A 19,359-nucleotide genomic window follows, 5' to 3' on the forward strand; every position below is an offset into this window, starting at 1 on the left:
AAGGATCATGCTATCAGGGCCAAATGACGCTCGAAGGTGAACTGGCGCGCTGGAGCCGCGGCTGGCGCGCGCCGGCCGTGGCGGCCCTGATCGCCTTCCTGGCGGGGCTGCCCGGCGTGTTCGCCATGCCGCCGCTGGACCGCGACGAGTCGCGCTTCGCCCAGGCCACGGCCCAGATGCTGGAGACCGGCGACTACGTGGTCATCCGCTACCAGGACCAGCCACGCTTCAAGAAGCCGGTGGGGATCCACTGGCTGCAGGCGACCAGCGTCTCCCTGCTCTCCAGCCCGGAGGCCCGGCAGATCTGGGCCTACCGCATCCCCTCGCTGCTGGGCGCCATGCTGGCGGCGGCGGCCTGCGCCTGGGGGGCGGCGGCGTTCTTCGGCGGGCCGGCCGGCCTGGTGGCCGGCGCCATGCTGGGGACCAGCTTCCTGCTGTCGACCGAGGCGTTCATCGCCAAGACCGACGCGGCGCTCTGCGGCTTCACCACCCTGGCCCTGGCGGCGCTGGGGCGGATCTACAGCGAGGCGCGCGGCGGCCCTCCGGCGGGAAAACGCGCGACGCTGCTGTTCTGGCTGGGGGTCGGCTTCGCCACCCTGATCAAGGGGCCGGTGGGGCCGCTGATCGTCGGGCTGACGATGATCGTCCTGTGCCTGGCCGATCGGCGACCGCGCTGGCTCGCCCGGCTGAACTGGTACTGGGGCCTGCTGCTGGTGCTGCTGATCGTCGGTCCCTGGGCCGGGGCGGTGACGGTGGCCACGGACGGCGGCTTCTGGGTCACGGCCCTGGCGGGGGACCTCGCGCCCAAGCTGGCCGGCGGCCAGGAGACGCACGGCGCGCCGCCCGGCTACCACACCCTGCTCGCCCCGCTGCTGACCTTCCCCATGACCCTGCTGCTGCCGGCGGCGGCGGTGGTCGCCTGGCGACGGCGGCGGGAGCCAGGGGTTCGCTTCGCCCTGGCCTGGTTCGTGCCTGGCTTCCTGTTCTTCGAGCTGCTGCCGACCAAGCTGGTGCACTATCCGCTGCTGACCTATGGCGCCCTGGCCTGGCTCGCGGCTGCGGCGCTGGCGGAGCCGTTGAGCGAGCGGGTGCGCTGGGCGGGCGGGGCGCTGGGCGCCTTCGCCGGCGTCGTGCTGGCGGGCGGCGCGGTCTATCTGCTGTCGGAATACGGCGATCCCACCGACCTCGCCGCCGGTGTGCTCACCGCAGCCCTGCTGGCCGCCACGGGCCTGGTGGGCGGCTACATGCTGGTCAGCCGCGCGCCGCGAGGCGCCTGGGCGGCGGCGCTTAGCCTGGGCGTGCTGGGCCACGCCGCCCTCGCGGCCGCCCTGGCCCCCAGGCTCGACCCCCTGTGGCTGTCCGACCGCACCGAGCATGCCCTGGCCGCGGCGCGCCTGCTGCCGAGCCAGGGCGTGGCCGAGGCGCCCGTGGCGGTGGCGGGGTTCGCCGAGCCCAGCCTGGTGTTCGCGCTGGGCACGCCCACCGAGCTGGAAGACGCCGAGGAGGCGGCGACCGCCATCGCCGAAGGACGGCCAGCCGTGGTCGAGGCCCGGGAGGAGGCCGCCTTCCGCCGGGCCCTGGGCGCCGTTGGCGCCGAGGCGCGGGTGGTCCGCGAAATCCGGGGCTTGGACTATTCCAACGGCGATGAGATGACGCTCCGCGTCTACCAGTCCGTCCGGAGAGCGCCCGATGAGCCGCCGCATCGAGATCGTTGAAGTGGGCCCGAGAGACGGGCTGCAGAACGAGAAGACGCTGCTCGAGATCGACCAGAAGCTGGAGCTGATCCAGCGGCTGGAGGCTGCGGGCGCCCGGCGCATGGAAGTGGTCTCCTTCGTCAACCCCAGGCGCGTGCCGCAGATGGCGGGGGCCGAGGAGATCATGGGCGCCCTCCCCCGCCAGGCCGGCCGCAGCCGCATCGGGCTGGTGCTGAACATGAAGGGCTGGGAGCGCTGCGTGGGGGCCGGCTGCGACGAGGCCAATGTGGTGGTCTGCGCCAGCGACGGTTTCGGCATCCGCAACCAGGGCGCCTCGGTGGCCGAGCAGGTGGAGGCGCTGCGCGGCATCATGGCGGTTCGCCGCAAGGAGGACCCGCCGGTCACGGTCACCATCTCGGTGGCCTTCGGGTGCCCGTTCGACGGCGAGGTCTCCGAGGAGCAGGTGATCGACATCGTGTCGGCGGCGGCCGACCTGCGGGTCCCGGAGATCGCGCTGGCCGACACGATCGGCGTCGCCGATCCGTGGACGGTGCGCCGGCGGATCGAGGCGGCCCGCAAGGCGGCGCCAAATGCGCGGCTGAGGATGCACTTCCACGACACCCGCAACACCGGCCTGGCCAACGCCTTCGCCAGCGTCGAGGCGGGGGTGGACGTGCTGGACGCCAGCGTCGGCGGGCTGGGCGGCTGCCCGTTCGCGCCGAACGCCACGGGCAACATCGGCACCGAGGACCTGGTCTACATGCTGGAGCGAGCCGGCTACGAGACGGGCTACGACCTCGACCAGCTGATCGGCATCGGGAACTGGGTGTCCGAGCTGCTGGGCAAGCGGGTCGCGTCCTCCGTCGGCCGGGCGGGCGGTTTCCCGTTCAAGCGGGAAGAGGCGGCGGCCTAGCTAGGCGCGGCCCTTCAGGCGCCACATCAGGGGCCGGGCCAGCGCGGTGCCGATGATCACCGGCGTGAGCAGCAGGGCGAGCGCCCGCTGGCCGACGCCCTGGGCGCGCTTCTGGAAGTAGCGGGCGAGGCCGACGCCCTTGTGGAACTCGACCTTCAGAGGGCTGGTCTGGCTGGTGTGGCCGAGATGGACCACCTCGGCGCGGGGGTGGAAGAGGACAAGGCCGCCCTGCTCGCGCACCCGCCAGCAGAGGTCCACATCCTCCACGTGCAGGAAGTACTTCTCGTCGAAGCCGCCCACGGCGTCGAAGTCTTCGCGCCGCATGCAGAAGCAGGCGCCGGAGATGGTCGGCACCGGGGTGATCTGGTCGGGGGCGGCGTCGCCCTCCCAGTGCACCTCGTAGCGCCGGAAGGCCGGCACGCGCTGGGCCAGCCTGGACAGCGACATGAGCGCGGTCACGGGGGTGATGTCGCCGCGCCGGGCGCCCCGCTGCTCGGTCCGGTCGGCGTTCAGCACCCGGCCGCCGACGATGCAGGGCACCGGCCGGCCCTCGATCTCGCGCACCAGCTCGCGGATGCAGCCGGGTTGCAGGAAGGCGTCGGGGTTGAGGAAGACCAGCACCTCGCCCTGGGCCGCCCGGGCCCCGAGGTTGGCGCCGCGGGCGAAGCCGACGTTGCCGTGGCCGGAGATCAGCCTCACCCGCCGGTCGCTGGCGGCCACCTGCGCCAGGCGCGCCTGCTCAGCGCCGGTGGAGCCATTGTCCACGATGACGAACTCGCCGACCTCGGGGTCGGCGAGCACGCAGGCGACGCTTTCCTCGAGCGCCTCACCGGTCATGTAGACGACCATCACCACTGAGACGCTGCGGCGAAGCCGCAGGTCGGCGGGCGCGGGCGCAGGCTCTACAGCGACGATCGGTGCGGCGACGCCGTTCATCCAGCCTCCTTCGCCCCAACCTCAACCGGCGCAGACCGCGCCCCCGCGGCCCTGGCAAGATCAGGCGGACTCGCCTGCAAGGCAAGCAGGTTCGCGGCCTCATCCAGGGCGAGAATCTCCTGCCGGTCGGAGCCGAGGCGGCGAAGCGCCACCTTGCCCTCTTCCGCCTCGCGGCGGCCGACCACGGCGATCACGGGGACCTTCGCGAGGCTGTGCTCACGAACCTTGTAGTTGATCTTCTCGTTCCGCAGGTCGGTCTCGACGCGCAGGCCTCGGGCGCGAAGCTGCTCGGCGGCCTTGAGCGCGAAGTCGTCGGCGTCGGAGGTGATCGTCGCCACCACCACCTGGGTGGGCGCGAGCCACAGCGGGAACGCACCGGCGAAGTTCTCGATCATCACCCCGATGAACCGCTCCATGGAGCCGCAGATGGCGCGGTGGAGCATCACCGGCCGCTGCTTGGAGCCGTCCTCGGCCACGTACTCGGCGTCCAGCCGCTCGGGCAGGACGTAGTCGAGCTGCAGCGTGCCACACTGCCAAGTGCGGCCGATCGCGTCCTTCAGGTGGAACTCGAGCTTCGGGCCGTAGAAGGCGCCCTCGCCCGGCAGGTGCTCCACCTCGGAGATGCCGGCGGCGCGGGCGGCGCGCTCCAGCTTGGCCTCGGCCTCGTCCCACACCTCGTCGGTCCCGAACCGCAGCTCGGGGCGCAGGGCCAGCTTCACCGCGTGCAGCTCGAGGCCGCAGTCCCGGTAGACCTGCTCCAGCAGGCGGATGAACTTGGTGGACTCCGCCTCGATCTGGTCCTCGCGGCAGAAGATGTGCGCGTCGTCCTGGGTGAAGGCCCGCACGCGGAAGATGCCGTGCAGGGCGCCGGACGGCTCATACCGGTGGCAGGAGCCGAACTCGGCCATGCGCAGCGGCAGGTCGCGGTAGCTCTTCTGGCCGTGGTTGAAGATCTGCACGTGGCCCGGGCAGTTCATCGGCTTGACGGCGAGGACCTCGCCCTCCTCCGTCTCGCAGGTGAACATGTTCTTGCCGAACTTCTCCCAGTGGCCGGACTTCTCCCACAGCACCCGGTCCATGATCTGGGGCGCCTTGACCTCCACATAGCCGTCGGCGTCGAGCATGCGGCGCATGTAGCTCTCGACCGAGCGGTAGAGCGTCCAGCCCTTGGGGTGCCAGAAGATCATCCCCTTGGCCTCTTCCTGCATGTGGAAGAGGTCCATGGCCTTGCCGATCTTGCGGTGGTCGCGCTTCTCGGCTTCCTCGAGGCGCGTGATGTAGGCCTCGAGCTCGGCCTCGGTGGCCCAGGCCGTGCCGTAGATCCGCTGCAGCATCGGGTTGCGGTGGTCGCCGCGCCAGTAGGCGCCCGCCAGCTTGGTCAGCTTGAACGCCTTGCCGGCCAGCTTGGTGGACGGCAGGTGCGGGCCGCGGCAGAGGTCCTTCCACTCGCCCTGCTTGTAGACGGTGATCTTTTCGCCGGCCGGGATGCTCTCGATGATCTGGGCCTTGTACTCCTCGCCGATCTCGCGGAAGTGCCGGATGGCCTCGTCGCGGTCCCACTCCTCGCGGCGGATCGGCTCGTCGCGGTCGACGATCTCCTTCATCCGCTGCTCGATCTTGGCCAGGTCGTCGAGGCTGAACGGCTCCTCGCGGGCGAAGTCGTAGTAGAAGCCGTCCTCGATCGCCGGGCCGATGGTCACCTGGGTGCCGGGGAACAGCTCCTGCACGGCTTCGGCGAGGATGTGGGAGACGTCGTGGCGGATGGTCTCCAGCGCTTCGGGGTTCTCGCGCGTGATGATCTCGAAGCGGCCGCCCTTCTCGAGCGGCCGGTCGAGGTCGAGCAGCTCGCCGTCGAGCTTGATGAGCGCGGCCTTCTTCTCCAGCGACTTGGAGATGCCTGCGGCGATGGTGCGGCCCGTGACGCCCGCTTCGAACTGGCGTTTGGAGCCGTCGGGGAAAATCAGGTCGATCATGTGTTCAACGTATTCCGGGTCGGGGGCGGCGGCGGGTCGTAGCCCGCCGGGCCCCAGGGATGACAACGGCACACCCGGCGCGCGCCCAGCCAGGCGCCGCGCCAGGGACCATGGCTGATCAGGGCCTGCGCCGTGTACTCCGAACAGGTCGGAAGGAACCGGCACTGCCGCCCGATCAGCGGCGAAAGCGTCAGCTTGTAGGCGCGAAGGGCGCCCCTGACGCACCTCTCGTAGAAAGTCATGCCGGCTACGGGATGGAGACTTGGCGTCGGGCGGGCTTACGCCGCGCCCACGAGAGGATCAAGCCGCGCCGGCGGGGCTAGTTCGCCCACCGCCCTGCGACTCTTGCGCCTGCCGCACGGCCTCGGTCACCGCCTCGAACGCGAGGAGCGTGGAGGCGTGGCGGGCCGGGTAATCCTTCACGGGCGCGAGCATCTCTAGATCCGAAAACCGTCCAACGGGCGGCGAACCACCGTCCTTCAGCATAGCACGGAACTGCGCGCGGGCCATTTCGAGTTCCGGCAGCGTCGCGCCGACCACGTGGGCCCCGAGCACGGCGGCCGCGGCCTGGCCGAGCGCGCAGGCCTTCACCTCCTGGGCGAAGTCGGCGACGGCGCCGTCCGCCACCTTCACGTCCACCAGCACCCGGCTGCCGCAGAGCTTGGCGACCTTCTCGACCGTGGCGTCGGGCGCATCGAGCCGGCCGACCCTAGGCAGGTTGGCCGCGAGCTTCAGCAGCTTCGCCGAGTAGAGGTCGTCGATCATGGGGGGATAGGTCGGGTGTGGCGGGCGCTCTGTCAAATGGCGGCGGCGGGGGAGAGGGGGCTGGCGGGCGGTGAGAGGGGAACCACCAAGGACACCAAGGTCGCCAAGGGCGCACAGGGGCGTCGTCTCCTTGGCTGTCATACCGGTTTCGGCGCGGCCGAAGACCGGGACCTCTGTACGCGGCGGTTGGGGGGTGCGGCGGCGGGCGGTGGCGGCTTGAAGGGGGTGGATGCGGAGCTGGAGGTCCCGGTCTTCGCTCCGCGAAACCGGGATGACAGGAGGTGGGGGGTGAGCGCGCAGGCGTGATGAGGCGCGGCCTGTGAGGGGGCCCGCCATCTGTGTGGGTCTGTGTGGGTCTGTGGTTCTTCGCGCGATAGCGCGGGGGCTGACTCGGCTTGGGTCCCGGCTTTCGCCGGGATGAGCGGAGGGGGGTTAGCTGGAGTCGGGCGACACCGGCTCGGGCGCTTCGTCGTCGTCGAAGATGTAGAGCTCGCGGGGGTCCTTGCCGGCGACTTGGCAGGCTTCGATGATCAGGTCGTCGAGGTCGGCGGTGGTGAAGTCGGGGCGCTTGGCGGCCTCCTGCAGCCATAGGCCGTAGGTGTTGTAGGCGCGGCCGGCGGACTCTTCGTCGAAGTCGTCAGGCTCGTCCTCGTCGCGTTCGGCCTCGCCCCAGATCACCCGGTCCATGACCTGGCCGATCTCTTCCTTGCGCCGCCAGATCGCGGCCGGAATGCCGCCGATCGTCTCCTCGCGGGGCTTGGGCGGCGGCGGCGGGTTGGCGGCGCGCGCCAGCTCGGCCTTGAAGCGGATGACCTTCATCTCCAGCGCGAGCGTCTGGCGCAGGCCGCGGGAGACCTGGTGGAAGGCGGCGGCGAGCTTCACCGCGTCGTCGTCGTTCTCGGCCTCCAGGGCGCGGTTGGAGAGGTCGCGAGCCAGGGTGAAGGTCATGGCGGCCAGCTGCTTGAGCATCTGGCTGTGCCGGTCGTCGGCGTCTGTGGTGTCGATCGCCATGAGAACATAACGGGAACATACACGGGGTGGAGAGTCAAGGAAAACCGTCCCCATGGCCCTCCCCGTCCGAGCGCCCTTCCCGGCGCGGGTGGAATTGAAGCTGCGACAATCCGCCGTTTCGGCGTGGCCATGGATCGGCCGCTATCGGTCACCGCGGGAGAACGGCCGGTTGGCCCGGCGTGGGAGACGACGACGGTGGCGCGTACTGTGCTTTATGGGCTGAGCCCCGACGGGAGCGTGCAGCACTCCGAGAACCTGCCCGACACGGACAAGGTCGCCCGTAAGCGCCTGGCCGAGAGCTACCTGGACAGGTTTCACGCGGTGGAACTGTGGGTGGAGTCGGTCTGCGTCGTGCGGGTTCGCCGGCCGGCGACCTAGTCGTCGTTGTCGCCGACGAGCATGTTGAGCCTGGCCAACAGCTCGTCGCTGCTGAACGGCTTGGGCAGGAAGAGGCTGCCCGGCACGCCGTTCTTGTGGAAGGACTCGGGCGAGGTCTGGCCGCTGACGAAGATGATCGGCAGGGCGCCGTCGATCTGCCGGGCGAAGCGCGCCACGTCGTAGCCGGTGGTCCCGGTCCCCAGATTCACATCGATGATCATGCAGGCGTAGGCGCCGTCGTGCTCCAGCGCCCGATAGGCGTCCTGATCGGTCTGGACGCAGCGGGTCGCAAAGCCCTCGGCCTCCACATAGTCGGTGATGAGCGCGCAGATCTGCGCCTCGTCTTCGACGACGAGCACGGTGCGGGCGCGGGAGAGGTCGGAGGCAGGCAGGGGCATTCGGGAATTCGACTAGCGGCGCTCCAACCCACGACAACTACGTAGTGTTCCCGACATAACTCAGGGCTGCACCGGGCCGCAACACCGCGCCCGAACTCGCACGTCATCCGCGCCGCTGCGGCGTACTCGGGCGGCCGGTCATGGCGTAGGATGGGCGGCGCGGATGCGAGGGAGGCCATGATGCGGGCGATGATCGCGGCGGGTTTGGTGGCGCTGGCGGCCCCGGCCTGGGCGGAGGCGCCGCGGGCGCGGCTGGTGGCCACGCCCACCTGGCTGGCGGCCCAGATCGGCAAGCCCGACCTCGTGGTGCTGCAGGTGGGGGACCGGGCCGCCTATGCGGCGGGCCACATTCCCGGGGCGCGGCTGGTGATGCTGTCCGACCTCGCCGCGCCCATGGGCGGCGAGGCCCTGACCCTGGAGCTGCCCGACGCCGAGGCGCTGCGGACCAGGCTGACTGCCCTGGGGGTCTCGGATCGCTCGCAGATCGTCGTCGTGCCGACGAAGGAGGCCGGGATCCAGTCGGCGACACGGGTGATCTTCACGCTCGACGCCGCCGGCCTGGGCGGGCGGACCCGGCTGCTCGAGGGCGGGACGCGGGCCTGGACCGCCGAGGGGCGGGCGCTGTCGGCCGAGACGCCGGCGATCACGCCGGGCAAGCTGTCGCCCATCCGCTTCCGGCCGCTGGTGGTGGACGCCGACTTCGTGCGCCGGCACGCCCGCGCGCCGGGCTACCGGATCGTGGATTCGCGGGCTCCGGAGTTCTACTCCGGCGCGCGACCGGGCGGTCCGCCGGCCCGGCCGCACAAGCCCGGCCGCGTCGCTGGCGCGGTGAGCGTGCCGTTCTCCAGCGTCACCACGCCGGACCTGAAGCTGGCCCCGGCCGAGGAGATCGCCGCCCGATTCAAGGCCGCGGGCGTGAAGCCCGGGGACACCGTGATCGCCTATTGCCACGTGGGCCAGCAGGCCACAGCGACCCTGTTCGCCGCGCGCGCCCTGGGCCTGGACGTGAAGCTCTACGACGGCTCTTTCGAGGAGTGGTCCCGGTTGAACGGGGCGGTGGAGACCGGGGAGGCGCGCTGAGGCCGGCGTCAGAGGTCCAGGGGCGCAACCCCAAGCTGCGGCGCGTGCGAAAAAAAAGACCGGCGTTCCGAACTTGACCGCCGCCTCGCGCTCCGCAAGAAGGCCGCCCTTCAACCCCACGGAGCGCCGATGCCGCACGCCCTGATCATCGAAGACGAGATGATCATCGCGATCGAGCTGGAACACCTCCTGCGTGAAGAGGGCTACGACAGCTTCGACATCGCCGACTCGCCCCCCGCGGCCCTGGAACAGGCGCTGCGCAGGCGACCGGACCTGATCACCGCCGACGTGCGCATCATCGGCGGCACAGGCATCGAGGCCGTCGCCGAGATCGAAGCCCGCCTGGGCAAGATCGCGGTGGTCTATGTCACCGGCAATGTCGACATGCTCCGGAGCCTGGAGGCGCCGGCTGTCGTCGAGAAGCCGATCTCGCCGCGGGCGCTGACCAAGGCCTGCCGCGAGGCCCAGTCGGTGGCCGGCGGGCTGTAGGGGCGCGCCGCCGCCCGAGATTCGACCCAGCCGGAACTGCGGCGCCGCTTGCCCGGTTCTCCGATTTGCGGCCAGACTTGGGGCCTGCACCCGCTCGGCCGAGACCGCAACGACCCGCCACCGCTCCCGCATGACAGGACACGACGACCCCAAAGCGCGCGCAAACTTCCGCCGCACGCCGGCCGGTGGACTGGTGGAGGCGATCGAGCGCCTGGCCAGCGCCGGGTCGGCCGACGACATCGTCGAGGTGGTCCGCACCACCGCCCGCCGGCTGATCGGCTCGGACGGCGTCGCGGTCATCCTGCGGGAGGGCGACGAGTGCCGGTACGTCGAGGAGGACGCGGTCGGCCCACTGTGGAAGGGCCGCAACTTCCCGCTGTCGTCGTGCATCAGCGGCTGGGCGATGCTGCACCGCCAGACCGTGGCCATCCCGGACATCCGGCTGGACGAGCGCATTCCGCAGGACCTGTACCGCAACACCTTCGTGCGCAGCCTGCTGATAGCCCCCGTCCGTTCGGACGATTCGATCGGCGCCATCGGGGCCTACTGGGCCCAGGTCTACGAGCCCTCGGCGGACGAGGTGGAGGTGCTCGAGGCGCTGACGCGCGCCACCGCCACGGCCATGGAGAACGTCCGCCTGGTCACCGCCCTGTCGCGGGCGCTGGAGGAAGCGGAGCTTGCCCGGGACGAGCTGCGGCACCGGGTGAAGAACGCCTACACCGCCACCCAGGCGCTGGCCGCCCTGACGCTGCCGGCCGAGCATGCCCGCGCCCTGTCGGCGCGCATCGGCGCGCTCGCCCGCGCGCACGACCTGCTGGACCGCAAGCTGGCCCGGCAGGATCGCATCACCCTGCGCGAACTGGTGGACGCCGAGCTGGAGCCCTACGGCGTGGACGCGCCGGGCCGCTTCACGATCTCCGGCCCGGAGGTCACCCTTCCGAGCCCCCAGGCCCTGGCGATCGGGCTCGTGCTCAATGAACTGGCCACCAACGCCCTGAAGTACGGGGCGCTGTCCGTCCAGGCCGGCCGCCTCGACGTCAGCTGGCGGATGGACGGCGGACACCTGGTGATCGAGTGGCGGGAGTCGGATGGGCCAAAAGTGCAGGGCGCCGCGCTGGAAAGCTTCGGCTCGCGGCTGCTCAAGCGGCTCGTGGAGGGCCAGCTGGGCGGCTCGATCCAGCGCCGGCTGCATCCGGCGGGCGTGAGCTGCGTCGTCGAAGTCCCCGGCCCGGGGGCGGCTGGCCTGCTGCCGGACGCCGCCGCCGGGTCGGCCGCGCCGCAGCGCCGGGACCTCTGAGCACCGCCGGCCCAGGCTGGCCGCCTGCCGAAACTCCACGAACAAAAGATCCCGCGGGGAAACCGACGCCGCACCTCTGCGCTCCTCCTTCACCCGCTTGGAAGGACGATGGCTTGAGTTCGGAGATACTGGAGCAGGACCGCGCCGCGGCGCCGACGACGGCTCCGGCGCGGGAGGGGCGGATCCGGATTTCCCTGCACCACTCCACCCAGCTGTTCAGCTCGATCGACCCGTCGCCCTTCGTGGAGCGCAACCTCGATCACGCGGCGGAACGGTTCATCGTCAACTGGGCGCGGGAACAGCCCCGCAACCGCGATCTCCAGCTGGAGATCGCCCTGCTCGACGAGCCGGACCCCGACGACGCCTGCGAGCGCGAGATCACCGAGGCGGTGCGGTTGCACTTCGGCCGCCGGGCCGACGGGCGCACGCGCGAGCTGCGGGAGCTGCTGCGCCGAGGGCGGCGCAGCCTGCTGATCGGGGTGGTGTTCCTGTCGGTCTGCCTGCTGGCGGGCGACATCGCGGCCGAACGGCTGGCGGGCCGCCTGGGAACGGTGATGAAGGAGGGGATGACCGTGGCCGGATGGGTGGCCATGTGGCAGCCGATGAACATCTTCCTCTACGGCTGGTGGCCGATCACCGGGGAAAGGCAGCTGTTCCGGCGCCTCAGCCGGATGGCCGTGCGCCTGCGCATCACCCGCTGAGCGCCGTGCGAGGCGGGGCCTGGGCGGCTCCGGTGGCCTCGGGGGACCTCCGCTCCAGCTCTTCGCGCAGCCAGTTCACGGCGGGGGCGACCGCGGCGGCGGTCAGCAGGAAGGCGATCAGCCCCCAGGCCAGCACCGTGAGGCGCGGCCGCCGGATGGCGGCGGGGCGCGGGCGCCCCCCTGTCGTCTGGCCGTTTCGTCCTGTCGCCATGGCGCGCTCCCTTCCGCTGCAGCAAGCCTCGGAACGCCCGCGCCGGCCGTCCGCTCCGCCAGGGCGGCGGCTCGACCGTAGGAACAGATGGCGGGCGCCCCCTGTTGGGAGGCCCGAGACACCGAGGGACCAAATATGCTCGCCATGGACTACCGGGGGCCGATGCGCGTGCGCGTCACGCAGAAGGCCATGCCCACCATCCAGCATCCGCAGGACGCCATCGTGCGCGTCACCCGATCCTGCATCTGCGGCTCGGACATCCACCTCTACTGCGGGATGGTGCCCGACACCCGCGTGGGCATGACGTTCGGCCACGAGTTCACCGGCATTGTCGAGGAGGTCGGGTCCGAGGTGCGGAACCTGAAGACCGGCGACCATGTGCTGGTGCCGTTCAACATCGCCTGCGGCCGCTGCCACTTCTGCAAGCAGGGCCTGTTCGGCAACTGCCACGAGGCCAACCCGCAGGCGACGGCGGTGGGCGGCATCTTCGGCTATTCCCATACGGCCGGCGGCTATGACGGCGGCCAGGCGCAGTACGTGCGGGTGCCCTATGCGGACGTGGGCCCGACGGTGATCCCCGACTGGATGGACCCGGACGACGCGGTGCTGCTCACCGACGTGGTGCCGACCGGCTACCAGGCCGCCGAGATGGGCAGCATCCAGCCCGGCGACACGGTGGTGGTGTTCGGCGCCGGTCCGGTCGGCCTGCTGGCCGCCAAGTCCGCCTGGCTGTTCGGCGCCTCGCGGGTGATCGTGCTGGACCACCTGGACTACCGCCTGGAGTTCGCCGCCCGCTTCGCCAACGCCGAGGTCTACAACTTCCTGAGCATGGACGACCCGGTGGTCTTCCTGAAGAAGACCACGGACTCGCTGGGCGCCGACGTCTGCATCGACGCGGTGGGCGCGGACGCCTCGGGCAATCCGCTGCACACCCTGCTCGGCAAGAAGCTGAAGCTGGAGGCCGGCTCGGCGGTGGCCCTGCACTGGGCCATCAACTCGGTGAAGAAGGGCGGCGTGGTCTCGATCGTGGGCGTCTACGGCCCGACGGGCAACATGATCCCGATCGGCAATGTCGTGAACAAGGGCATCACCATCCGGGCCAACCAGGCCTCGGTGAAGCGGCTGCTGCCGCGGCTGATCGAGCACGTGAAGGAAGGCCGGCTGAACCCGAAGGAGATCATCACCCACCGGTTGCCGCTGGAGGAGGTCTCCGAGGGCTACCGGATCTTCACCTCGAAACTCGACGGCTGCATCAAGCCCGTCCTCTACCCCAATGCGGCCTGAGGCGCTGACCCCCATGGAAAACGAACTCATCCCGACGACCGAGCGCGTGCCGGCCAACCGCCCGGCGGCGGCGCGGAGCGACATTCCCGGCTGGGGCGTCGACGCCGACCGGCGCAACGACGCCACCTATCCCATGCGCGACCGCGATGCGGACGACTCGCCCGGCATGAACTGGGAGCGCCCGACGCAGCAGACCTCGGACGTGGAGATCCTGCAGTCGGTGGAGCACAACCGCCGGCCGGCGGTGTTCGGCGTCTCGACCCCGCCATCCGGCCTCAGCGGCGTGATCCGCCGCACGGCGTTCGGCTACAGCGAGAGCCAGTGGGCGCACTGGCTGCTGCTGATGCTGGCCGACCGGATCAACGAGGCGGAAGGGGTGCTGGGCGACCTGGCCCAGGGCAAGGTCCCGAACCTGGTGGAGGAGATGGGGCTGGCGGCGGAGTGGAAGTACAACCGCGAGGCCTACGTCCGGAAGGTGGCCACAGGCGTGGTGGTGGCCGGCTCGATCGCCGGCCTGGGCTATCTGCTGCTCCGCCGGTCGCGGCGGACGCAGGTGACGCTGGCCACCGACTGAGATCGCGCCCGGCCTGGGCGTCAAATGCGAAAGGCCTGAGCGCGGCGATCTGCTAGCCGTGCGGGCCTCCCACCTCGCGTAGAGCCCGCGCCCCATGAAGCCTTCGCCCTGGCCGCTCGCAGCGGCGGCCGAGCCCGCGCCGCGCCCCCTGCCCTGGATTCGGCGGGCGGCGGGCGCGCCCTACTTCGAGGACGAGGCGGGGCAGGCCTTCACGCCGGTCGGGCAGAACGACGCGATCAGCTGGGTGGAGCTGAAGGGGCTGCTCCGGCGGCGCGACGTGGCGGGGGTCGAGCGGCACCTGGCCTGGCTGGCAGACCACGGGGTCACCGTGCTGCGGCTGATGCTCGAGTACGCCGAGCGGCCGTCGTTCTACTTCGAGAAGACGGCCGGCGTCTGGAACCCGCCGGTGGTGCAGCTGTGGGACGACCTCTTCGCGCTCTGCGAGCGGTACGGGCTGCGGATCCTGCTGACGCCGTTCGACACCTTCTGGACCTGGCTGAAGTGGGACCGGCACCCCTACAACCGGGCGAACGGAGGGCCGCTGGACCATCCCTCGCGGCTGCTGCTGTGTCCGGAGACCCGGGCGCTGATCAAGGCGCGGCTGGTGTTCGCGGCCGAGCGCTGGGGCGGGTCGGGGGCGCTGTTCGCCTGGGACCTCTGGAACGAGATCCACCCCGCGCAGGCGCAGGACGGCGCTGACTGCTTCGGGGAGTTCATCGCCGACCTGAGCGGGTCGGTGCGCGCGGCGGAGACGGCGCGCTTCGGGCGCAGCCATCCGCAGACGGTGTCCCTGTTCGGGCCCGAGCTGGTGCTGAAGCCGCACCTGCCGATGCGCGAGCCGATCTTCCGGCACCCGGACCTCGATTTCGCGACGCTGCACATCTACGCCACCGGCAGCATCGACCATCCGCGCGACACGGTGGCGGCGGCGCTCGCCATGGGGGCGATCGTGCGCGAGAGCCTGGCCGAGATCACCGACGGGCGGCCGTTCCTGGACACCGAGCACGGCCCGATCCACACCTTCAAGGACAAGCGCCGCACCCTCCCCGAGGCGTTCGACGACGAGTACTTCCGCCACCTGCAGTGGGCGCACCTGGCGAGCGGCGGAGCCGGCGGCGGCATGCGCTGGCCGAACCGGCATCCGCACACGCTGACGCCGGGGATGCGGCGGGCGCAGGGGGCGATGGCGCGGTTCCTGCCGCTGATCGACTGGACCTCGTTCCAGCGGCGCAATCTGAACGCCGAGATCGTGACGACCCACCGGCAGGTGGCGGCCTTCGGCTGCGGGGACGAGACCCAGGCGCTGGTCTGGCTGCTCAGGCGCGGGCCGAAGACCAAGGCCGGGCTGCTGGACCGCGAGGCCGGCGAGGTGCGCACGCTGGTGCGCGTGCCGGGGCTCGCGCCGGGCCGCTACCGGGTGACCGCCTGGGACACGGCGGCGGGGGCGGCGGTGGAGAGCTTCGAGGCCCAGGCGTTCGGCCAGGCGATGCGCTTCGAGGCGCCCGCGTTCAACGGCGACCTGGCGCTGGCGGTGCGGCGGGCGGAGCAAGCCTGAGCCCATCTGCGAATCTGCAGCGGCTCGGCGCGCACACCACCACCCAACCCTCCTCCATCGAGGAGGAGGGCTTTTCAGGGGAGGGCCGCGCCGGTTGGGCGCCTGAACCTCATGGCAGCCAGTCTGCCGCGCGTCAGCCCTGCCTTTGCCGCCAGAGCTCTTCGGCGCGGGCTTTGAGGGCCTCGTTCATCTGACCGAAGCCGCGGTGCACGGCGCGGCCCATCTGGCGCAGCACCGTCTTGGCCATCAGGCCCTGGAACAGCTCGCCGTTGTTGACGATGCAGCCGGTCTCGGAGAGCGCGTCGATCTCGATGAAGCGGATGGTCTTCACCAGCCCGCCCATCAGCGTCAGGCGCCAGTGCAGCTGCTCGTTGGGCACCCAGTCCAGCACCACCGGCTGGATCTGGCGCTCGGGCTGGCCGGGCACGGCCAGGGTAAGGTCCAGGGTCTTGCCGATGCCCACCTGGCCGGCCGCGCGCGGGTAGAGCGGGTTCCATTCGTGCCAGCGCTCGATGTCGTGGATGACCTCCCAGATCACCTCGGCCGGCGCCTGGACGCCGATGCGCTGCTCCACGCGGATGCCGGCCGGGCCCTTGGGCTTCGGCGCCTTGGGGAGCACGCCGGTGGGGTTCGGGCCGGCGGCCGGGCCGCGAGCGCCGAACAGGCCGGACTTGAGTTGCGGGGGCGGCGTGAAACCCATCAGGCCTGTTCCTTGATCCTCCAGGTGGCGCCGGTCGGGCCGTCCATGACCTCGACGTTCAGCGCCGCCAGCTCCGCCCTGATACGATCGGCTTGCGGCCAATCCTTGGCGGCCCGCGCAGCTTGCCTCGCCTGGAGCAGCTCTTCCACCCTGGCCTTGAAGCTCTCGTCGGCGCCGCCCTGGAACCAGGCCTGCGGATCGGCCTGCAGGAAGCCCATCAGGCCGCCCACCTCCACCAGCAGGTCGCGCCCATGGGCCGCGCGGCCCACGTCCTTCGCCATCACCGCCGCGCGGACCTCGTCGGCCAGCTGGAAGAGGGCGGCGAAGGCGCCGGCGGTGTTGAGGTCGTCCTCCAGGGCGGCGAACACCGCGTCGGCCGCCTTGCGCGCGGCGTCGGACGCGCGCGCGCCGACCGGCGGCTCGCCGGCCCCGGACAGGAAGCGTGCGGTGTCGTCGAGCACCCGGTAGAGCCGGTCGAGCGCGTTGCGCGCCTGGTCGATCAGCTCGCCGTTCCACTCCAGCGGCGCGCGGTAGTGGCCGACCAGCAGGGCCCAGCGCAGGGCCTCGCCCGGGTAGTCCTGAAGCAGGTCGTGGGCCAGGGCGACGTTGCCCAGGCTCTTGGACATCTTCTCCTCGGCCATGTTGAGGAAGCCGTTGTGCAGCCACCACGCCGCATAGGTGTGGTCGTGGCTGGCGCAGACGCCCTGGGCGCGCTCGTTCTCGTGGTGCGGGAAGACGAGGTCGATGCCGCCGCCGTGGATGTCGATGGGCAGGCCGAGCGCCTGCTCGATCATGGCGGTGCACTCGATGTGCCAGCCCGGCCGGCCCGGGCCCCAGGGGCTGTCCCACTGCGGTTCGCCCGGCTTGGAGGGCTTCCAAAGCACGAAGTCGGCGGGATGCTGCTTGTAGGGCGCGACGTCGACCCGGGCCCCGGCGATCATCTCGTCCATGGGGCGGCCCGAGAGCTTGCCGTAGTCGCCGTAGGCCTGGGTGTCGAAGAGGACGTGGCCCTCGGCGGCGTAGGCGGCCTTGTTCTCCACCAGGCGGCCGATCATCTCGATGATGGCCTCCATGGTGTCGGTGACGCGCGGCTGGAAGGTGGGCCGCAGCGCCCCCAGGGCTTCGGCGTCGGCGTTGTAGGCGTCGAGGTAGCGGTCGGTGATCACCTGGATCGGCACGCCCTCGGCCGCGGCCTTCTGGTTGATCTTGTCGTCCACGTCGGTGACGTTCGCGGCGTAGAGGACGTGGTCCTCGCCGTAGACGTGGCGCAGCACCCGATAGAGCAGGTCGAAGACCACCACGGGGCGGAAGTTGCCGATGTGGGCGTAGTTGTAGACCGTCGGCCCGCAGACATACATCGTCACCCGCTCGGGATCCTTGGGCACGAAGTCCCGCTTCTCGCGGGTCATGGTGTCGTAGAGCTTGAGGGTCATGAGGGTCCGGTAACGCAGCGTGACGGTTGCCGCCGGAGGCGGCCTGCCCATATACAGATCGCCCGGACGGGAAGCCATTGGCCTGATCCCGCCCGTAGAGGAAGGGTGGCACGCGTCATTTCCGGGACCCTCGTCCCGGCGCAACTCAGCCCTGGAAAGACCAAGTCACGCATGGATGCTCCTGCCCGCGACCGGACCCTGATCGGGACCGACGACCTGGAACCCGCCAAGCGCCCGACCCGCGAGGAGGCGATGGAGGCCGTCCGGACGCTGATCGCCTGGGCCGGCGATGACCCGCGCCGGGAAGGCGTGATCGACACCCCAAAGCGGGTGGTCGACGCCTACGCCGAGTGGTTCGAGGGCTACCAGCTCGACCCGGCCAAGGAGCTGTCGCGGACCTTCGAGGACGTGCAGGGCTACGACGATATCGTCATGCTGCGCGACATCGAGGTGGAGAGCCACTGCGAGCACCACATGGCGCCCTTCCTGGGCAAGGCCTACGTGGCCTACATGCCGACCAACCGGGTGGTGGGGATCTCGAAGCTGGCCAAGGTGGTCGAGATCTTCGCCCGCCGTCTCCAGACCCAGGAGACCATGACCCAGCAGATCGCCGACGCGATCACCGACAGCCTGCGTCCCGCCGGCGTGGCCGTGCTGATCGACGCCGCCCACCAGTGCATGACGACCCGCGGCGTGCACCACCGGCACGTGTCGACGATCACCACCCAGTTCACCGGCGTCTTCAAGACCGACCCGACCCTGCGCCAGCGCTTCCTGGACTTCGTGAACCGGAAGTAGGGCTGAGAGGAACCAAGGAAGACACGGAAGACACGGAAGGGCGCCGAGCGCACGCCGCGTTGGTCCTTGGGGTCGGTGTCTTCCGTGGTTTGCTATCTGGCGCGCTGACGCGCGGGGTGCGCGGAGAGGTCGGCGCGACCCTCATCCGTCGGCTGCGCCGACACCTTCTCCCGCAGGGGGAGAAGGGTAGAGGGCGGCCATGGCGGCTGAGGTCTCCGCCATCCGCGCCCGCAGATCGGGCGGCTCCAGCACCTCCGCGTGCGGGCCGAGCCTGAGGAGCTCGGCGGCGGCGTGGTCGAGGGAGTCCAGCTCCACGGGGATCACCGCCTCGCGCCAGCCTGCGGCGTCGGGATCGGTGGCTGTCTGGCGGGCCATGTCGGCAGCCATGGGGATGAGGGCGGCCAGCCGTCGCAGCCCCTCGTCGGTGAGGCGCAGACGGGCGCGGCCGCGGTAGAGGCGGGCCTCGAAGTCGGACGCCCAGGCGGTCCAGTAGGCGGCGAGGTCGAAGGGCGGGCGCTCGAAGACGGCGTCGGTGACCTCCAGGGCCTGGATGGCGGCGACGCGGTAGGTCCGCGGCTTGCCCCCGGACAGAGCGACCAGATACCAGGCGCCGCCCTTCAGCACGAGGCCCAGCGGCTCCAGCTCGCGCTCCACCACCGCCTGCCAGCTGTCGTAGCGGATACGGACCCGGCGCGCGCCCCAGACGGCATCGGCCAGCGGCGGCAGGAGCTCGGCGCGCTCGGGGCCGCGGTACCAGCTGACCGTATCCAGGTGGAAGCGGGCGGCCAAACGGCCGGCTCCGTCACGGTAGCCGTCCGGCAGGGCGGCGAGCAGCTTGAGCTGGGCGGCGGCCATGGCCTCGCCGACGCCGAGGTCCGCCGCGGGTCCGGGCAGGCCGGAGAGGAACAGGGCCTCGGCCTCGGCAGGCGTCAGGCCGGTGAGCCGGGTCCGGTAGCCGTCGAGCAGCTGGAAGCCCCCCGAGGGCCCACGGTCGGCGTAGACCGGCACGCCGGCTGCGCTGAGCTGGTCCACGTCCCGATAGATGGTGCGCACGGAGACCTCGAACTCGTCCGCGAGCGCCTGGGCGGTCATCCGGCCGCGCGTCTGCAGCAGGAGGAGGATGGAGAGCAGGCGGCCGGCGCGCATGACGCAAGGCTCTACCATAATTC

Annotated in this window: 21 protein-coding genes; 11 read left to right on the top strand and 10 right to left on the bottom strand. The window is 71.1% G+C overall.

Annotation, left to right across the window (positions count from 1 at the left end; translation table 11 throughout):
* Positions 1–23: 23 nt before the first annotated feature.
* Both VIL67_RS18110 and VIL67_RS18115 read left to right on the top strand, forming a co-directional pair.
* Positions 24–1,715, top strand: coding sequence for an ArnT family glycosyltransferase (locus VIL67_RS18110; RefSeq protein ID WP_332050321.1), 1,692 nt, complete (start codon positions 24–26; stop codon positions 1,713–1,715).
* The gene (locus tag VIL67_RS18115) at positions 1,690–2,607 is read left to right on the top strand and encodes a hydroxymethylglutaryl-CoA lyase (protein ID WP_332050322.1); all 918 of its coding nucleotides are present in this window, start codon (positions 1,690–1,692) and stop codon (positions 2,605–2,607) included. Before VIL67_RS18110 ends, VIL67_RS18115 begins: the two co-directional genes overlap by 26 nt.
* Here VIL67_RS18115 and VIL67_RS18120 read toward each other — a convergent pair whose 3' ends face one another.
* The 5 genes from VIL67_RS18120 to VIL67_RS18140 form a co-directional block, all read right to left on the bottom strand.
* Positions 2,608–3,543 carry a glycosyltransferase family 2 protein gene (locus VIL67_RS18120; protein WP_332050323.1) on the bottom strand — a complete coding sequence of 312 codons (936 nt, stop codon included), beginning with the start codon at positions 3,541–3,543 and terminating at the stop codon, positions 2,608–2,610.
* Positions 3,540–5,516 carry a threonine--tRNA ligase gene (thrS, locus tag VIL67_RS18125; RefSeq protein ID WP_332050324.1) on the bottom strand — a complete coding sequence of 659 codons (1,977 nt, stop codon included), beginning with the start codon at positions 5,514–5,516 and terminating at the stop codon, positions 3,540–3,542. The genes VIL67_RS18120 and thrS overlap by 4 nt, the downstream gene beginning before the upstream one ends.
* On the bottom strand, positions 5,513–5,758 hold the full coding sequence (yidD, locus tag VIL67_RS18130; RefSeq protein ID WP_332050325.1) for a membrane protein insertion efficiency factor YidD: 246 nt from the start codon (positions 5,756–5,758) through the stop codon (positions 5,513–5,515). The genes thrS and yidD overlap by 4 nt, the downstream gene beginning before the upstream one ends.
* Positions 5,759–5,816: 58 nt before the next feature.
* Positions 5,817–6,281, bottom strand: a complete 465-nt coding sequence (locus VIL67_RS18135; RefSeq protein WP_332050326.1) for an iron-sulfur cluster assembly scaffold protein — start codon at positions 6,279–6,281, stop codon at positions 5,817–5,819.
* Between the two features lie 432 nt (positions 6,282–6,713).
* Positions 6,714–7,292, bottom strand: a complete 579-nt coding sequence (locus VIL67_RS18140; protein ID WP_332050327.1) for a hypothetical protein — start codon at positions 7,290–7,292, stop codon at positions 6,714–6,716.
* 195 nt (positions 7,293–7,487) lie between these two features.
* Here VIL67_RS18140 and VIL67_RS18145 point away from each other — a divergent pair, with 195 nt between their 5' ends.
* Positions 7,488–7,670, top strand: coding sequence for a hypothetical protein (locus VIL67_RS18145; protein WP_332050328.1), 183 nt, complete (start codon positions 7,488–7,490; stop codon positions 7,668–7,670).
* On the opposite strand, the gene VIL67_RS18150 is transcribed toward VIL67_RS18145, so the two are convergent.
* Positions 7,667–8,068, bottom strand: coding sequence for a response regulator transcription factor (locus VIL67_RS18150; RefSeq protein ID WP_332050329.1), 402 nt, complete (start codon positions 8,066–8,068; stop codon positions 7,667–7,669). The two genes, VIL67_RS18145 and VIL67_RS18150, sit on opposite strands and share 4 nt — an antisense overlap.
* A gap of 180 nt (positions 8,069–8,248) precedes the next feature.
* On the opposite strand from VIL67_RS18150, the gene VIL67_RS18155 reads away from it, so the two are divergent.
* The 4 genes from VIL67_RS18155 to VIL67_RS18170 all read left to right on the top strand — a co-directional run bounded on the left by VIL67_RS18155 (position 8,249) and on the right by VIL67_RS18170 (position 11,635).
* Positions 8,249–9,148, top strand: coding sequence for a sulfurtransferase (locus tag VIL67_RS18155; RefSeq protein ID WP_332050330.1), 900 nt, complete (start codon positions 8,249–8,251; stop codon positions 9,146–9,148).
* Positions 9,149–9,277: 129 nt separating this feature from the next.
* Positions 9,278–9,637, top strand: coding sequence for a response regulator (locus VIL67_RS18160; RefSeq protein ID WP_332050331.1), 360 nt, complete (start codon positions 9,278–9,280; stop codon positions 9,635–9,637).
* Positions 9,638–9,767: 130 nt separating this feature from the next.
* A complete protein-coding gene (locus tag VIL67_RS18165) occupies positions 9,768–10,934 on the top strand; it encodes a sensor histidine kinase (protein WP_332050332.1) in 1,167 nt (388 codons plus the stop codon).
* A gap of 113 nt (positions 10,935–11,047) precedes the next feature.
* On the top strand, positions 11,048–11,635 hold the full coding sequence (locus VIL67_RS18170; RefSeq protein ID WP_332050333.1) for a hypothetical protein: 588 nt from the start codon (positions 11,048–11,050) through the stop codon (positions 11,633–11,635).
* On the opposite strand, the gene VIL67_RS18175 is transcribed toward VIL67_RS18170, so the two are convergent.
* Positions 11,625–11,846: a hypothetical protein gene (locus VIL67_RS18175; RefSeq protein ID WP_332050334.1), complete on the bottom strand. Its 222-nt coding sequence runs from the start codon at positions 11,844–11,846 to the stop codon at positions 11,625–11,627. The genes VIL67_RS18170 and VIL67_RS18175 overlap by 11 nt on opposite strands.
* Positions 11,847–11,981: 135 nt before the next feature.
* Between VIL67_RS18175 and VIL67_RS18180 the strand changes: the two genes are divergently transcribed.
* The 3 genes from VIL67_RS18180 to VIL67_RS18190 all read left to right on the top strand — a co-directional run bounded on the left by VIL67_RS18180 (position 11,982) and on the right by VIL67_RS18190 (position 15,259).
* Positions 11,982–13,130 carry a zinc-dependent alcohol dehydrogenase gene (locus VIL67_RS18180; RefSeq protein WP_332050335.1) on the top strand — a complete coding sequence of 383 codons (1,149 nt, stop codon included), beginning with the start codon at positions 11,982–11,984 and terminating at the stop codon, positions 13,128–13,130.
* Positions 13,131–13,143: 13 nt separating this feature from the next.
* On the top strand, positions 13,144–13,704 hold the full coding sequence (locus VIL67_RS18185) for a hypothetical protein (RefSeq protein WP_332050336.1): 561 nt from the start codon (positions 13,144–13,146) through the stop codon (positions 13,702–13,704).
* Between the two features lie 94 nt (positions 13,705–13,798).
* Complete coding sequence (locus tag VIL67_RS18190; RefSeq protein ID WP_332050337.1) at positions 13,799–15,259, top strand: glycoside hydrolase 5 family protein; 1,461 nt, start codon at positions 13,799–13,801, stop codon at positions 15,257–15,259.
* Between the two features lie 133 nt (positions 15,260–15,392).
* Here the strand turns inward: VIL67_RS18190 and VIL67_RS18195 are convergent, their stop codons facing one another.
* Positions 15,393–15,959, bottom strand: a complete 567-nt coding sequence (locus tag VIL67_RS18195; RefSeq protein WP_332050338.1) for an SRPBCC domain-containing protein — start codon at positions 15,957–15,959, stop codon at positions 15,393–15,395.
* Positions 15,959–17,392: a cysteine--tRNA ligase gene (cysS, locus tag VIL67_RS18200; protein ID WP_332050339.1), complete on the bottom strand. Its 1,434-nt coding sequence runs from the start codon at positions 17,390–17,392 to the stop codon at positions 15,959–15,961. The genes VIL67_RS18195 and cysS overlap by 1 nt, the downstream gene beginning before the upstream one ends.
* Positions 17,393–17,563: 171 nt before the next feature.
* Here cysS and folE point away from each other — a divergent pair, with 171 nt between their 5' ends.
* Positions 17,564–18,190, top strand: a complete 627-nt coding sequence (gene folE, locus VIL67_RS18205) for a GTP cyclohydrolase I FolE (RefSeq protein ID WP_332050340.1) — start codon at positions 17,564–17,566, stop codon at positions 18,188–18,190.
* A gap of 141 nt (positions 18,191–18,331) precedes the next feature.
* On the opposite strand, the gene VIL67_RS18210 is transcribed toward folE, so the two are convergent.
* Entirely contained in the window at positions 18,332–19,336 is a 1,005-nt protein-coding gene (locus tag VIL67_RS18210; protein ID WP_332050341.1) for a helix-turn-helix transcriptional regulator, read from the bottom strand.
* Positions 19,337–19,359: the final 23 nt, after the last annotated feature.

The sequence above is a fragment of the Phenylobacterium sp. genome, from assembly GCF_036563385.1.
Taxonomy (GTDB): domain Bacteria; phylum Pseudomonadota; class Alphaproteobacteria; order Caulobacterales; family Caulobacteraceae; genus Phenylobacterium.

Excerpts from the sequence above, each read along its gene's own strand:
- VIL67_RS18110 (WP_332050321.1), top strand. The coding sequence starts at position 24 with ATGACGCTCGAAGGTGAACTGGCGCGCTGGAGCCGCGGCTGGCGCGCG.
- VIL67_RS18115 (WP_332050322.1), top strand. The coding sequence starts at position 1,690 with ATGAGCCGCCGCATCGAGATCGTTGAAGTGGGCCCGAGAGACGGGCTG.
- VIL67_RS18120 (WP_332050323.1), bottom strand. The coding sequence starts at position 3,543 with ATGAACGGCGTCGCCGCACCGATCGTCGCTGTAGAGCCTGCGCCCGCG.
- thrS (WP_332050324.1), bottom strand. The coding sequence starts at position 5,516 with ATGATCGACCTGATTTTCCCCGACGGCTCCAAACGCCAGTTCGAAGCG.
- yidD (WP_332050325.1), bottom strand. The coding sequence starts at position 5,758 with ATGACTTTCTACGAGAGGTGCGTCAGGGGCGCCCTTCGCGCCTACAAG.
- VIL67_RS18135 (WP_332050326.1), bottom strand. The coding sequence starts at position 6,281 with ATGATCGACGACCTCTACTCGGCGAAGCTGCTGAAGCTCGCGGCCAAC.
- VIL67_RS18140 (WP_332050327.1), bottom strand. The coding sequence starts at position 7,292 with ATGGCGATCGACACCACAGACGCCGACGACCGGCACAGCCAGATGCTC.
- VIL67_RS18150 (WP_332050329.1), bottom strand. The coding sequence starts at position 8,068 with ATGCCCCTGCCTGCCTCCGACCTCTCCCGCGCCCGCACCGTGCTCGTC.
- VIL67_RS18155 (WP_332050330.1), top strand. The coding sequence starts at position 8,249 with ATGCGGGCGATGATCGCGGCGGGTTTGGTGGCGCTGGCGGCCCCGGCC.
- VIL67_RS18160 (WP_332050331.1), top strand. The coding sequence starts at position 9,278 with ATGCCGCACGCCCTGATCATCGAAGACGAGATGATCATCGCGATCGAG.
- VIL67_RS18165 (WP_332050332.1), top strand. The coding sequence starts at position 9,768 with ATGACAGGACACGACGACCCCAAAGCGCGCGCAAACTTCCGCCGCACG.
- VIL67_RS18175 (WP_332050334.1), bottom strand. The coding sequence starts at position 11,846 with ATGGCGACAGGACGAAACGGCCAGACGACAGGGGGGCGCCCGCGCCCC.
- VIL67_RS18180 (WP_332050335.1), top strand. The coding sequence starts at position 11,982 with ATGCTCGCCATGGACTACCGGGGGCCGATGCGCGTGCGCGTCACGCAG.
- VIL67_RS18185 (WP_332050336.1), top strand. The coding sequence starts at position 13,144 with ATGGAAAACGAACTCATCCCGACGACCGAGCGCGTGCCGGCCAACCGC.
- VIL67_RS18190 (WP_332050337.1), top strand. The coding sequence starts at position 13,799 with ATGAAGCCTTCGCCCTGGCCGCTCGCAGCGGCGGCCGAGCCCGCGCCG.
- VIL67_RS18195 (WP_332050338.1), bottom strand. The coding sequence starts at position 15,959 with ATGGGTTTCACGCCGCCCCCGCAACTCAAGTCCGGCCTGTTCGGCGCT.
- cysS (WP_332050339.1), bottom strand. The coding sequence starts at position 17,392 with ATGACCCTCAAGCTCTACGACACCATGACCCGCGAGAAGCGGGACTTC.
- folE (WP_332050340.1), top strand. The coding sequence starts at position 17,564 with ATGGATGCTCCTGCCCGCGACCGGACCCTGATCGGGACCGACGACCTG.
- VIL67_RS18210 (WP_332050341.1), bottom strand. The coding sequence starts at position 19,336 with ATGCGCGCCGGCCGCCTGCTCTCCATCCTCCTCCTGCTGCAGACGCGC.